This is a genomic window from Nonomuraea harbinensis (genome assembly GCF_019396385.1).
Lineage (GTDB): Bacteria > Actinomycetota > Actinomycetes > Streptosporangiales > Streptosporangiaceae > Nonomuraea > Nonomuraea ferruginea.
Genome location: NZ_JAHKRN010000001.1, coordinates 392,467 through 406,343 on the forward strand (window position 1 = coordinate 392,467; position 13,877 = coordinate 406,343).

Below are 13,877 nucleotides of genomic sequence, written 5' to 3' on the forward strand. Positions count from 1 at the left end.
CCGTGCCCTTTCACCTCATCGGTCCCGGCCGCCCGTAAGGCGGCCGGGACCTTCTCTTTCCGCCACCTTGTTTCTAGGGAGTCGTCCCGATGAGTTCCGCCTCCGCTCTGGCGTTGACCACCCGCAACGCGGCCCTGGAAGACCTCGTCGACTTGCTGCGCCATCAGCAGGATCACAAGGTCGACGTCGTGGTCCACAGCGACCAGATCCGCGCCGAACACACCCGCCTGCGCCTCAGTGGCCCGCCACTGCTGTCGGAACGCGGCGTCACCACCGTCGCCGGCCTCTACACCCCGACCGGCGTGTGCGACCAGGGCCTGGCCAGCAAGCTCGGCATCCCGCTGCCGTACCTGCGCCGCCTGCGCGAGCGCAAGCCCGACCTGTACGACGCCAACGTCAACGGCTGGCTCGCCGACGCCGACCGGCGGTTCCTGCTGCGCGGCATGCGCGCGGGCGGCGAGCACGGCATCGCCCGGGCGTTCCTGTCCGACAGCTACCGCATCATCGACAACCTCGACGTCCTGCTGGCCGCCCTGGACGGGGTACGCCAGAGCGGGGCGCAGGTCCAGATCGACGGCTGCGACCTGACCGAGCGGCGCATGTACGTCCGCGTCGTCTGCGAGCAGATCCGCGCCCTGGCCCCGGACCTGCTGCGCGACTACCGCAGCCCGTTCACCGGCCAGAGCGGCGCTGACAACCCGGTGGTGTTCGCCGGATTCGTCATCACCAACAGCGAGGTCGGCGAAGGCGCGTTCACCATCGTGCCCCGCCTGCTGGTCCAGGTCTGCCACAACGGCATGACCATCAACGCCGACGCCGCCCGGCACGTCCACCTCGGCGGACGCATGGACGAGGGCGTGGTGCGCTGGAGCGCCGACACCCGCGACAAGAACCTGGCCCTGATCACCGCCCAGACCCGCGACGCCATCACCACCTTCCTGGACCTCGACTATGTCCGCGCCAAGCTGGAGCAGATGACCCGCCTGTCCGGCGCCCGCATCGCCGACCCCGCCGCGACGATCGAGCTGGTGGCCAAGAAGCTCTCCTACTCAGAAGAGCAGCAGCGGCAGATCTTGTCCCATTTCATCCAGGGCGGCGACCTGAGCGCCGGCGGCGTCATGCACGCCGTCACCAGCGTCGCCCGGACCCTGCCCGACGCCGACACCGCACACGAGATGGAAGGCCAGGCGCTGCGCGTGCTGCACCTGGCCGCCGGCGTTTGACCCCTCGAACCCCGCGGCCTCCGGTCCGCCTTCCTCTCCCGGACCGGGGGTCGCGGTCTTTCTCCCGTACTTCCCTGATTGGAGGCACTGTGGTGTGCCTGTCTGATCTGCCCGGCCCGTATCCGCTGCCGGTGCCGCGCGCCCACGCGCTCATCACCGATGCCCAAGCGATCGAGGACATCTACCGCACCCTCCTGGCCGCCTACGGCAACTGGGGGCCCGACACCCTGTCCGACATCAGCGCCATCATCGCCGCCACCGGCCGCAGCATCGTCGACGTCGAGACCATCACCACCGACATGATCGAAGACGCCGTCACCGGCTGGCCGATCGCCCGAATCCAGGCCAACCAGGTCACCGGCTACGTCCGCCAGTCGCTGGACGGCGGCATCCTGGTCGAGCTGCACACCCGCGACCCCCGCGCCGGCCGGCAGCTGCGCGTCATCGTCGACGGGCAACTGCTGCACGGCCCGCCGCCCACGCAACCAGCCGACACCACGCCCCCGGTGGGGGAGAGGTAGATGAGCGCGGCTCTCCACACGCGGGCGCCGCGCGAGGCCGGTCACGACCCGGCACACGCGCCGTCGCCACCGCCCACGGCCGCTACTACGCCGACCCGGCCACCGGCGCCATGCTCATCTCGGTCACCAACGTGCTCAGCCAGCTCGCCAAACACGCCCTGGCACCGGCAGCCGCCAAATACACCGCCGAATGGTTCGCCGAACACCTGCCCGAGGCCCTGCGCGCCGCCGCCGACCCCGCCGATCTGGAGGCGTTCGTCCAACGGGCCAAGGCCGCGTACGCCGAGGAGTGGGAACGGCGGATGCTGCTCGGCAGCCGCGTCCACCGCCAGGCCGAAGCCCTCAACCTGCAAGCGCCGATCGCGCCCGACCCCGAGGCCGAACCGTTCGTCGACAGCTACCGGCAATGGCTGACCGACTTCGGCATCGACCTGGCCTCCGACCTGGTCGTCGCCGAATGCACCATGCTCAACCGCCGGCTCGGCTACGCCGGCACCAGCGACCTGTGGGTCAACCTGCGTTTTCCATCCCCGGCCTCGCCCCTGGTGCCCCGGTTCCGGCCGCGCTCGGCCCCGGCCGATCCGCTGCCCACCCCGTCCGGACTGTGGCTGGTCGACATCAAGACCAGCCTCAAGCACCCCGCCTCCACCGTGTGGGACGACTTCCCGCTGCAACTGGCCGCGCTGCGCCAGGCGACGGTGGCGCTGGCGTGCCCGCCGCACTGCCGGTACGGGGCCAGCGAGGGCCACGACACCAGCCACGAGTTCCCCGTACCGGACTTCGCCGGCGCCGCGGTGCTCAACCTGCGCACCGACCGCTACGGCTTCAGCGGCCTGCAGCCGGTCGCGGCGTACCTGCACCGCACCGACCTGCGCGGCCGCAAGCCCATCCAACCCCCGACCAGGAAGGACGCCTGATGCCGATCCACCCCCGCGTGTTCGAACGGATGAAACGCCAGCAGCGCGCCTACTGGCCCGACGGCCACATCCGCATCGGCGACAGCGTCCCCACCGAGCGCGGCGTGCGCCCGCGCAAGCTGTCGACCTTCCGCTTCACCTCCCCGTCCCGCCCGCTGATCGAAGCCGCCGCCGAACTGTACGGCGGCACCGTCACCGAGATGACCCGCGGCATGGACAAATGGCAGGTCACCACCGGCGCCGACGAGATCCCCGTGCTGTTGCCGCCGCACTCGGTCACGCAGTGGATGGAGTACTGGGACGGCCCGTACTGCGAACGCCGCTGCGATGGCGAGACCATCGAGCAGAAGTCCGGGCGGCCGTGCCTGTGCAAGGCGGAGGGGCGGCTGCGGTGCACGGTCAAGACCCGGCTGTCGGTGCTGCTGCAGGACGTGCCCAGCCTGGGCACCTGGCTGTTGGTCAGCGCCGGCCTCAACGCCGCCGAGGACCTGCCGGATCGGGCCGCCTTCATAGAGCGGGCCGGCGACTACATCGACGCCATCCTGCTCGTCGCCGAAGCCCGCACACTGAAGGATGGCAAGCCGGTTACTTTCCCGGTGCCGCGGCTGCGTGTGGAGGGCATCTCCCCACGCCAGCTGATGACCGGCACCGTGCCTCCGCGCTCGGAGCTGGCCCAGCGCAACGTGCCCGAGCTGCCCCGCGGCCGCACCACCCATACGCCCGGAGCCCCAGACAGTGGAAACGACCCGGTCCGCCAGACCACGCCGGACTACCTCGCGCTGGCCTCAGCCGCGACCACTCCCGAACGAGTACGCGCCATCTGGAACCAGGCGCTCCAGGCCGGCCACCTCACCCCTGAGCTGCGGACCGTGCTCAACACCCTCAGCGCCGCACTGAGCGCCCGCCATCACCAGACCTCCGCTACCCACCGGGAACCTGCCGAAGACGCCATGCCTCCCGAGGCACCTTCCATGGAACATCTCCCGGCTGAGAGCAGCGAGTCCCCAGAACCCGTTCAGAACCCCGCTTCACCCGCTCATGCCGAGTGGCTGCGTCACCAGATCCTCCAGCTGTGGCCAGGTGGCACCACGGACCTGCACGCCGCCTTCGACGCAAGGACCGGCACCACCATGCGACGCGCCACCCCCGATCAACTGCAGGCCTTCGCCACTATTCTGCACCGGCAACTCGCCGGCGAACAGGACCACGAGGTCGTCGACGCCGACCTCGTCGACGACCACCAGCTACCCCATCCAGCGGCCGACCGGCCGCAGGACTACGTACTGCGAAAGGAAGCACCATGACCACTGACCTCGTGCCGCAACTCCGCCACCGCCAGGCGGCCTGGCGCGGACTGGACCGGATCACCGAGGTCTAGGCCGGTCCGGACCCCGACGTGGGGCAGTGGGAGTACCTCAGCAGGTGCGGAACGGGCTGCTGCTACGCCGGGCAGGTCGCCCTCGCCGCCGGTGACCGGTGGCTCGTCCACATCCGCGACCGCCGGAGGCTCATCGACGACACCCGTCACCATGGACGACTATCGGTCCGTGCCGTACTCGATTTGGCAGTGCGGGGGCCTCCCCGGGCTCCCCCAGATGTGGACGCCTGGAGTACCGGATGATGGAGATCCGGAGACAAGGAGTTCCACGTGGCGATGAATGCGTATCCGCCGGAGTCGGTTCGGATGTGCAGCCGCTGGCGATCCCGCGGAAGGGGGCCAGCGACCGTCTGCCTATCGGTACTGTGGCGCTTGATCAACCTTGAGCCACTTCGCTGTGCGGGCAACACCAGCGAGTGGCCATCGATCATTAATGGCGGCCGGAACTGCCCATTCTGGACTGCATACCGCAGGCGCATGGCCGGTACGGGCAGCCAGCATCTCAGCTAGCAAATCACTGGTGGATGGTGTAGACGTAACCGGTCGCTCCGTCAAAAGCCCGGCATCGCCAAGGCGAAGAGCCACGATGCGTATGGCGCGCCGCCGCCTGACCGGCAGCAGGTCGACAAGCTGCTCAAGTTCGGTGAAAAGCTCGTCGATCGTCTCACCTGCCGCGATCGCCCACAGGGCAAGGGCCCACTCGGCCTGGGAGTGGTCGTCGCCGCACACCTTGAGCTGGTCGCGCCACCAGGTGGCGTCACGCGCGTGATCCCGAGTCTGTGCGATGAGCGCCGCCGGGTGGCCGCCAGCACCCAGCGCCTGCGCACCGGGTAGTACCGTGTACCCCAAATGAAGCGGCATGGCTGCGCCGATGACGGCGATCTCCGTGACGAGCCAGCAACGGCCGACCTCGTCGAACAGGGCCTTCGAGGCGTTGGACCAGGGAAAAGTACTTCCCTTCTCCCCCCGCCGGAATCGTCGATAGGTCGCCACGTCAGCGAGGGCAGATCCTGATCTGCGGAGCTGCTGAATGGCCTGTGAACGACGATTCGGCGAGGCGGCTTTCGGCCTGCGGATTGTGTCAACCCCGCCGAAGGAGTAGAACTCGGCAGGGCTGACGGCCACCGCGATCCTCGCAAGCTCGGAGCGGACCGAGGTCGTCTGCGAGCATTGCCCATCGAGCACCGCCCGGCGGAGCTGCTCCTCAAGGACACTGCAACACTGGGGCAGGCCCCCAGTGTTTAGAAGGGTGCGGCTCCTCCTGAGTGACTGAAGCGATCAAGCCGTAAGGGCGTATCCGTCCTGGTAGCCGACCTAATGGACGCGCTCGTGTTGCCGGGCGAGATGGAAAGTCCAGTACTCCTCCAGATGACCGTTGGCGACCAGCGCGCGGAGCTTCAGCACCGCCTCGGCCCCGGCCAGGCCCCACCGCGCCCCGGCCAGGTCGAACCTGTCGGCGATCAGATGACGGCATGCGCCCTCGATCACCCCGGTCGCGATCGGCCATCCCGCCTCCAGCGCCTGGTCGTACCGCAGATACTCGAGGTTGTTGGACAGATAGCGGATGCACGCGTCGATACCGTCACGGTGCTGCGCGCCGGCTGTGGCGGCCTGCGCGGTCAGCGTGGTGATGACCTGGCCGGTATGCCCGGCCAGCAGGGCCAGGGCATGCCCGGCGACCCAGTCCTCCGCAGCCGGCGCTGCGGGCGGGTGCAAACTCCACGCCGCAGCCCATAACTTCTCCAGCACGTGCACGAAATCGATCACGATGTGGACGCGGATACGGCGCCGGGCGGCCTCGGCGATGATCAGATCGAGCTGATGGCGGGCCCCGTCGACGAGCACGACCCAGGGACGGACATGGCCGGGATCACGGGCCTCGGCATGATCGAACACCTTGGCGATCACTGCGGCGGGGCCGGTAATGATCGAGCCGCACAGCCACTTGCGCGTCGCGTTCGGCCGGGCGCGCGGCAGGCGCTGCCCGGATCGCCCGCCCGGGACGGCGATCACATCGTGCGGCCGCCGAGGCGCCGGTTCAGCGTCGTAGACCACCCCCAGCGTCGCCATCCGTTTGCGCGCCGGTTTCTCCCCGGCCGCCAGCCGGGTGCGGAAGGTGGCCCGGGCGCGGGCGGCGGCCTTGGCGGTCGCGGGCCGCAGCGCTTCGGGGCGCATCGCGATGCCCTTGCCGTCCACGCTGATCACCAGCACCGTGCAGGCGGTGCACGGCCGGTACGCGCGCGGCAGCACCGCCGCCTTCATGCCGGGTTGCCAGTGCGGCACCGTCACCACACCCAGCACCGGCGGCCGTGCCGGCGGCGTGGCCCCGGCCTGTCCGGTGGGCTCATCGAGCAGCTGTGCCGCTTCGCCCAGGATTTCCTCGACGGTCTCCCGTGTGATCGTCAGCCGTGACAAGCGGTCCTGCTCGTCCTGCATCTGTAGGTGAGCCCGGCGATCTGCTCACGGATCTCCTCGATCCGTCGGCGGGCCGCGGCCTCGCGCCGTGCCAGTTCCTCGAGCAACGAGCTCATCGTCACCACCGCCTCACGGGTCTGCACTCACAGTAAAAGGCGGTCCCCGGATCCAACAGTCATGTCTACAAAAGCCCAGCTCAGGCGCCCACTGAGGAAGAGCCGCACCCAATGGTTATTTGGGGTAGTCAAGCGAATTAGCAGGTCAGCTGCGCGAAGGCCTGTCAGGTACGTTAGGCAGGTAGATCGGCTGCCGCTGTGAAACCAGTAGGCCGTAGAGAGGGCGCTGAATGTGCCCGTGCCGTGTCTGGCTTGGTTGTACGATCCGGTGCTCGGGGAGGCTTCTTACTGCCCAGCCACCTCATGGCCCCCGTAGGTGGCGTCTGGCGCCAGGGCCCCGAGTTCCAGTTCCAGCAGCAAGCGGTGCGTCGGCTTGTCCAGCGTGATGCCGAACAGTTCCTGCGCGCGCCTGATGCGCTTGCGGACGGTGTTCTCGTGCAATGTCAACTCCGCGCCGGCGGCTCGGACGTCTCCGAAGTTCCGCAGGTAGGACAGGAGTGTCGCCCGGTAGGCGGTGCCGTGCGTGAGGTCGTGGGCGTTGATGACGTTGCCGAAGCCCGTCCGCAGCATCGGATCGCTGCGCACGGCATGGAACAGCCGTTGCTGGACGATCTCGGCGTGCAGGTCCCGCGCCGCGTAGCTGTCCGGCCGGGCGCCGGTGTCCCGCAGGTGACTGATGGCCCGGTCGAGGTCGTCGCGTGCCTGGCGCAGCCCGTCGGGGTCCTTGATGGGTTCACTGCGGACGATCAGCAGATTCGTGTGCAGCAGCCGACTCGCCCGCTGGTGGAAGTGGGTGGCCAGGGTGGAGACGGTGACCGAGCCGCGTGGTGCGGCCTCCAGCAGCACGTACATCCGGTCCTTGACCATGCTGATGGTCGGCTCGTGGCCGAGGGAGCGGGCGTCGAGTTCGAGCAGACCGAGGGCGCGCAGCAGGCCCGCCCGGTGGTCGGGCCGGTGGTCTGGCCGGTGATCGGGGTTCGCGGTCTCGGCGAGGCAGAGCAGGCTTGCCGGCAGGGGCAGGGCGCGGTCGGCGTGGCCCGGGTGCTGCAGCGCCGTGTGCAGGGCGGCGTTGCGGCTTTCCTGGTCGGCGTCCAGGTGCCGGCGGATGGTGAGCAGGTGCAGCGCGGCGAGCTTGGCCGCGGTGGCGAGAACGGCTTCGCTGTCGGTGATGGCGTCCTCGTCGGGGAAGGTCGCCCAGAGCGAGCCGAGGGCCGTGTCGCCGGCGCGGATCACGACGGCCAGCCGCGGGTGGTAGCCGTCGCGGCGGATGAGCTTGACGGAGTCGCTGCGCCACAACTCGTCGGTCAGGTGGTGGGGCAGCGCGTGGTCGGGTACCTGCCTTGACAGGATGCCCACCCGGCGGGTCTCATCGATGGGCTGGCCGGGCAGATTGGAGTAGGCGACGATCGTCTGGTTGGTGTCCATGATTGCCACTGCGCCGCCGCAGATCGAGGCGACCGAGTTGGCCAGGGAGAACAGGTCGCCACCGGCGGGGTCGGTGGCGGGCTCGCCGGTGGTCGGCTGGGTGGCCAGCAGCGTGGAGACGAGGCCGTACAAGCGGCTCCAGGGGATCTCCGGATTGACCACCACGACCGTGGTTCCCGCCGCGCGCGCCTGCTCGATGATCTCGGTGGGCAGGCCGGTCGCGCATTTGACCGCCAGTGCTCCGCTCGTCTCTGCGGCCAGTCGCAGCGCTTGGCCGACGGCCTTGGCGGAGGAGAGGTCGAGGCCGAGTGCGAGGAGCAGGCATTGCGGCGCGGCCGGTTCGAGGGCACTGCCGTCGAGAAGTTCGACGCCGGCCACCGCGAGCTGCGCATCGCCGGTCGCGAGCTGAACGAGGTCCGGGCGCAGCGTCTCGAGCAGGGTCGCCAGCGTCATGGTGGCCATGGTCACCCCCGAGGATAGGTGTGCAATCCGACACCAAGATCTCCATTTCCGGGTCGGATCAGACATTGTTTCACATGCGGCTTTCCCGCACTGTTGTCCCACCCGGTTTTGTCCCTCCGACGCCCCCACCAGGAGGATCGCCAGATGCCCCCTCGCCTTGCCGTGCCCGCCGCCGGAATGACCCGGCGTCAATTCGGCCGGTTCGCCGCCCTCGGCCTCGCCACCGGCGCGGGCATGATCGCGACGGTCGCTCCGGCCACGGCGCAGACCGCTGCCGACTACTACGCGCAAGCCCGTGAGCTGGCCGGCGACAACCCTGTCCTGCTGGCCCTGATCGCGGCGCTGACCAAGGGATACTCGCCCCCGCGGCCCGCGGCTCCCGCACCGCAGAAGATCTTCGATGACCTCGCCGTGCTCAGCGTAGGCTCGGTCTCCTGCCTGGCGATCTTGACCAGCGGCGGGATCGTCCTGATCGACGCCCTCAACTCCGCTGCAGAGGCCGAGAGCGTCATCGCCGGCGGCCTGTCCTCGCTGGGAGCCGACCCGGCGACCATCAAGTACGTCGTGGTCACCCACGGTCATGGCGACCACTACGGCGGCGCGCAGTACCTGGCCGGCCGCTACGGGGCCCGGGTGCTCATGGCGCCCGCGGACTGGAATCTCATCGCCGGCGTGCCCGGCGCACCGGCCCGTGACCTGGACATCACGAACGGCCAGCGGCTCACGCTCGGCGCCACCACCATCCAGTTGTGTTACACGCCCGGCCACACCCCCGGCACGGTATCGCCGATCTTCCCGGTCACGTGGGAGGGCACCCGCCATATGGCGATGTCGTGGGGAGGTACCAATCCGCCCGCGGCGCTCGTCTCCTTGCGCACCTACCTGACCTCGGTGCTGTCCTTCCGCAACCGGACGCGACGCGCCGGCGTGGACGTGGAGGTGTCCACCCACCCGTTCGTCGACTACGGCCTGGAACGCATGCAACAGCTGCGTACCCAGCCCCGCGGCGCCAACCCGTTCGTGCTCGGCCAGGCGGGCATGGACACCTACATGGCCGTCATGGAGGCCATGCTGCGCGGCCGGCTGGCCGACGCGGCGGGCACGACCGCAGCAGCGGCGGAGGCAGTGGCGGGGGATTCGTGCTGCTGACTTCCCGATCGGATCGCGGCGACGTCGCCGAACTGGTCACGGCGGTCGGCGCGGAGAACGTGCTGACGTCGGCCACCGACCTGATCCGTTACTCCGCCGATGCGAGCCCCTACCACCAGGTGCCCCGGGTGGTGGTGCTGGCCCGCACCGGCGACGACGTCGCCGCCGTCTTCCGGTTCGCCTCCAGCACCGGGCGGCGGGTCGTCCTGCGCGCCGCCGGAACCAGCCTCAACGGCCAGGCGCAGGGCGACGACATCCTGCTCGACGTCCGCCGCCACTTCGACCACGCGACGGTGGAGGAGGACGGCGCGATCCTGCGCAGCGCGCCCGGGATGGTGCTGGCCCGGGCGAACGCCCGCCTGGCCCGCTACGGGCGCATGCTCGGCCCCGACCCGGCCAGCAGCGCGGCGGCCTGCGTCGGCGGCGTGGTGGCCAACAACGCCAGCGGCATGACCTGCGGCGTGCACGCCAACTCCTACCAGACGGTGGAGTCCCTGCGGATCGTGCTGCCGTCGGGGACCCGGATCGACACCGCTGCCCACGACGCCGACCAGCGCCTGACCGAGGCCGAACCCGAACTGGTCGCCCAGCTGCTCGCGATCCGCGATGAGATCCGCGCCGACCCGCAGCTCACCGCACGCATCCGGGCCAAGTTCGCCATCAAGAACACCAGCGGATACCGGCTGGACGCCTTCATCGACGGCGACACCCCGGCGCAAATCGTGCGCGGGCTCCTCGTCGGCTCCCAGGGCACGCTGGGATTCCTGGAAGAGATCACCTTCCGCACCGTGCCCAGTCCCAGGCAGGCGAGCACGGCCTTCCTGCACTTCGCCGACCTGGCCGCCGCCGCGGCGGTCGTCCCCGCCATGATGGACCTCGGCGCGCGGGCCGCTGAACTGCTGGACAACCTCTCGCTGCGCGCCACCCGTACCATCGGCGGCGCCCCCGCCTGGATGCATGAGATCGGCGACGACGACGCCGGGCTGCTGGTGGAGTTCCGCTCCGGCGACCGGGCCGAGCTGGACCGCTTCGAGCACCAGGCCCGCGAACTCCTCGACGGCGTCGTCCTGCACGGCGATTTCACCCGCGACGCCAAGACCGCGGGCGGCTTCTGGGCCGTACGCAAAGGACTGCTCACCGCCCTGGGCGCGAACCGGCCCCCGGGCACGATCCTGCTCGGCGAGGACGTCTGCGTGCCACCGGCACGGGTCGCCGAGGCGGCGGTCGCGCTGCGCGACATCCTCGCCTGCCACCGGTTCGACGCCTCGGTCGCCGGGCACGCCTCGGCCGGTAACCTGCACTTCACCATGGTGTTCGACCCGGCCGACCCGGCCGACGTCGAACGGTACGCCCGATGCGTGGAGGACATCGTCGCGCTGATCGTGGACCGCTTCGACGGCTCGCTGAAGGGCGAGCACGGCAGCGGCCGCAACATGGCACCCTTTCTCAAACGCGAGTGGGGACCCCGGCTGACCGAGCTGATGCGCCGGGTCAAACGCGCCTTCGACCCGCACGCCATCCTCGGCCCCGGCGTGCTGTTCACCGACGACCCCCGCGCCCACCTGCGCCACCTCAAGGCCCTGCCGACCGTGAACCCGCTGCTCGACGGGTGCATCGAATGCGGCTTCTGCGAGCCGGTATGCCCCAGCCGTGACTTGACCACCACCCCGCGCCAGCGCATCGTCCTGCAACGCGAGATCGCCCGCCGCGGCGGCTCGGACGCCGAGCTGGAAGGCGAGTACGGCTACGCGGCTGTCGACACCTGCGCTGCCGATGGCTCCTGCGCGACGGCGTGCCCGGTCGGCATTGACACCGGCCACGCGATGAAGCAACTGCGGCAGGCCCGGCACGGCAGCGCGGCCGGACGCCTCACGCTGACCCTCGCACGCCACTGGGCCACGGCCGAGCGCCTCGCGCGCGTCCTGCTGCGGCTGGCCCGGATGCTCGCCGACCTGGCCGGCGATCGGCCGGTGCGGGCGGTGAGCCTGCTGGCCAGAAGGGTACTCGGAGCGGAGCGCGTACCGGAGTGGCTGCCCGCGACCCCCGGTCCCGCCCCGGCTATCAGCAAGCGAGGGGACAGACCGGCATCAGCGACGGCCGTCTACATCCCGTCCTGCGTCAACCGCATCTTCGGCGCGCCACCTGGCACGCCGGACTCCACCACGGTGACGGCCGCCCTGCCCGCCCTCGCCGACCGGGCGGGCCTCACGCTGTGGACGCCCCCCGACCTCGCCGGCGCCTGCTGCGGCACCGTCTGGCACAGCAAAGGCCATCGGTCCGCGCACATCCACGCCGCGCGCGACCTCGTGCGGCGCCTGTGGCAATGGTCCGACGCTGGCAGGCTGCCCATCGTGGTGGACGCCGCCTCCTGCACGCTCGGCATTCTGCGGGAGGTGCCGCCCGCCCTGGAGGACGACGACCGCGCCCGGCACGCCGCCCTCACCGTGCTGGACGCGCTCACCTGGGCGCGCACCGACCTGCTGCCGAAGCTCACGCTGACCCGCCGCCTGGCCCGCGCCGTCGTGCACCCGACCTGCGCGATGAGCCACCTCGGCACCTCCGGCGACCTGCGCGCCGTCGCGGCCGCGATCGCCGAGGAGGTGGTCGAACCCGTCACCGCCACCTGCTGCGGTTTCGCCGGAGACCGCGGCTTCCTGCACCGCGAGCTGACCGAGAACGCCACCCGCGCCGAGACCGCCGAACTCGCCGGCGTCACCGCCGACGCCTACCTGAGCGGCAACCGCCCGTGCGAGCTCGGCCTCCAGCACGCCGGCGGGCACCCGTACGAACATGCCCTGGTGGCACTCGAACGCGTCACCAGACCCCCCAAAGTAAGGAACGGAGCCCCATCGTGACGAGTGAACCACGCGCCATGACCCGCGACGACCGTAAGGTCCTCGCCGGCACCCTGGCCGGCACCACCATCGAGTGGTACGACTTCTTCATCTACGCCCAGGCCGCCGGTCTGGTCTTCGGCCCGCTCTTCCTGGCCCCGGTCAACGAGCAGGCCCCCGGTCTCGCGACGCTCATCTCGCTGGCCACCATCGGCATCAGCTTCCTGTTCCGGCCGCTCGGCGCGATCGTCGCTGGCCGCTACGGCGACCGGCTCGGACGCAAGCGCATGCTCGTGCTGACCCTGCTCCTGATGGGCGCGGCCACCATGCTCATCGGCCTGCTGCCCACCTACGACACGATCGGCGTGGCGGCGCCCATCGCGCTCATCCTGCTGCGCATCCTGCAGGGCTTCTCCGCCGGCGGCGAATGGGGCGGCGCCGCCCTGCTGTCGGTGGAGCACGCGCCGCGCGAGCGCCGCGGCTGGTGGGGCTCCTTCCCTCAGATCGGCGTGCCGATCGGCCTCATCCTGGCCACGGGCGTCTTGTGGATCATGAGCACGGTCACCACGCCCGAGCAGTTCCAGGCGTGGGGCTGGCGGGTGCCGTTCCTGCTCTCCCTGGCCCTGATCGTCATCGGCTACCTGGTGCGGCAGGCCGTGGAGGAGAGCCCGGTGTTCAAGGAGCTGCAGCAGCGCGCCAAGACCTCCTCCGCGCCGCTGCGCGACCTGTTCCGCCACAACAGCAAGAACGTGATCCTCACCGCGCTGATCTTCGTGGCCAACAACGCCGCCGGCTACCTGCTCATCGCCTACTTCATCAGCTACGGCACCACCACCCTCGGCCTGCCCAGGCCTTCCGTCCTGCTCGCCACCGTCGCCGGGTCCGTCGGCTGGCTCGTCTTCACCCTGTACGGCGGGGTGCTGTCGGACCGGATCGGCCGGGTCCGCACCTTCCAGATCGGCTACGCGCTCATCTTCGTCTGGATGATTCCGCTGTTCCTGCTGATGGAGACCCGCAGCATCTGGCTCTTCACGGTGGCGATCATCGTCCTGACCATCGGCCTGGGCCTGTCCTACGGGCCCATGTCGGCCATGTACGCCGAGATGTTCCCCGGCTCGGTGCGCTACTCCGGCGTGGCCATCGGCTACGCCCTCGGCGCCATCCTCGGCGGCGCCTTCGCTCCCACCATCGCCCAGGCCCTGGTGCAGAGCACGGGCTCCGCCTTCTCCGTCGGCGCCTACATCATGGTGCTGTGCGTGATCTCCCTGGCCGCCGTCACGGCGGTCAAGGAACCGAAGGGCGTCGATCTGGGGCTGACCCAGCAGACGATCGCCTGACGACGACCGACCGCAAAAGCGCGGCTCCGGGTTTCCGGAGCCGCGCTTTTGGCGGCTGAGGGCACGGGCGGTCAGCGGACGGCGGCCTCGGCGGGGACCA

11 protein-coding genes are annotated in these 13,877 nt (G+C 70.2%); 7 read left to right on the top strand and 4 right to left on the bottom strand.

Going from position 1 to position 13,877, the window contains the following annotated elements; translation table 11 throughout:
* The first annotated feature begins 89 nt into the window (after positions 1–89).
* The 4 genes from KME79_RS01945 to KME79_RS01960 all read left to right on the top strand — a co-directional run bounded on the left by KME79_RS01945 (position 90) and on the right by KME79_RS01960 (position 3,965).
* The gene (locus KME79_RS01945; protein WP_219543033.1) at positions 90–1,223 is read left to right on the top strand and encodes a DUF932 domain-containing protein; all 1,134 of its coding nucleotides are present in this window, start codon (positions 90–92) and stop codon (positions 1,221–1,223) included.
* A gap of 92 nt (positions 1,224–1,315) precedes the next feature.
* Positions 1,316–1,744 carry a hypothetical protein gene (locus KME79_RS01950; RefSeq protein WP_219543034.1) on the top strand — a complete coding sequence of 143 codons (429 nt, stop codon included), beginning with the start codon at positions 1,316–1,318 and terminating at the stop codon, positions 1,742–1,744.
* Between the two features lie 110 nt (positions 1,745–1,854).
* Positions 1,855–2,661 carry a hypothetical protein gene (locus tag KME79_RS01955; RefSeq protein WP_219543035.1) on the top strand — a complete coding sequence of 269 codons (807 nt, stop codon included), beginning with the start codon at positions 1,855–1,857 and terminating at the stop codon, positions 2,659–2,661.
* Positions 2,661–3,965: a recombination directionality factor gene (locus KME79_RS01960; protein WP_219543036.1), complete on the top strand. Its 1,305-nt coding sequence runs from the start codon at positions 2,661–2,663 to the stop codon at positions 3,963–3,965. Before KME79_RS01955 ends, KME79_RS01960 begins: the two co-directional genes overlap by 1 nt.
* Positions 3,966–4,393: 428 nt before the next feature.
* Here KME79_RS01960 and KME79_RS01965 read toward each other — a convergent pair whose 3' ends face one another.
* The 4 genes from KME79_RS01965 to KME79_RS01975 all read right to left on the bottom strand — a co-directional run bounded on the left by KME79_RS01965 (position 4,394) and on the right by KME79_RS01975 (position 8,448).
* On the bottom strand, positions 4,394–5,032 hold the full coding sequence (locus tag KME79_RS01965; RefSeq protein WP_219543037.1) for a hypothetical protein: 639 nt from the start codon (positions 5,030–5,032) through the stop codon (positions 4,394–4,396).
* Positions 5,033–5,353: 321 nt separating this feature from the next.
* Complete coding sequence (locus KME79_RS01970) at positions 5,354–6,475, bottom strand: ISKra4 family transposase (RefSeq protein ID WP_219543038.1); 1,122 nt, start codon at positions 6,473–6,475, stop codon at positions 5,354–5,356.
* A complete protein-coding gene (locus KME79_RS46090; protein ID WP_281429242.1) occupies positions 6,442–6,570 on the bottom strand; it encodes a hypothetical protein in 129 nt (42 codons plus the stop codon). The genes KME79_RS01970 and KME79_RS46090 overlap by 34 nt, the downstream gene beginning before the upstream one ends.
* Positions 6,571–6,855: 285 nt before the next feature.
* The gene (locus KME79_RS01975; RefSeq protein ID WP_219543039.1) at positions 6,856–8,448 is read right to left on the bottom strand and encodes a helix-turn-helix domain-containing protein; all 1,593 of its coding nucleotides are present in this window, start codon (positions 8,446–8,448) and stop codon (positions 6,856–6,858) included.
* A gap of 153 nt (positions 8,449–8,601) precedes the next feature.
* On the opposite strand from KME79_RS01975, the gene KME79_RS01980 reads away from it, so the two are divergent.
* The 3 genes from KME79_RS01980 to KME79_RS01990 are packed head-to-tail and all read left to right on the top strand — an operon-like array spanning position 8,602 to position 13,777.
* Positions 8,602–9,606: an MBL fold metallo-hydrolase gene (locus KME79_RS01980; protein ID WP_219543040.1), complete on the top strand. Its 1,005-nt coding sequence runs from the start codon at positions 8,602–8,604 to the stop codon at positions 9,604–9,606.
* Positions 9,597–12,461: an FAD-binding and (Fe-S)-binding domain-containing protein gene (locus tag KME79_RS01985; protein WP_219543041.1), complete on the top strand. Its 2,865-nt coding sequence runs from the start codon at positions 9,597–9,599 to the stop codon at positions 12,459–12,461. The genes KME79_RS01980 and KME79_RS01985 overlap by 10 nt, the downstream gene beginning before the upstream one ends.
* Before the next feature lie 17 nt (positions 12,462–12,478).
* The gene (locus tag KME79_RS01990) at positions 12,479–13,777 is read left to right on the top strand and encodes an MFS transporter (protein WP_219543076.1); all 1,299 of its coding nucleotides are present in this window, start codon (positions 12,479–12,481) and stop codon (positions 13,775–13,777) included.
* Positions 13,778–13,877: the final 100 nt, after the last annotated feature.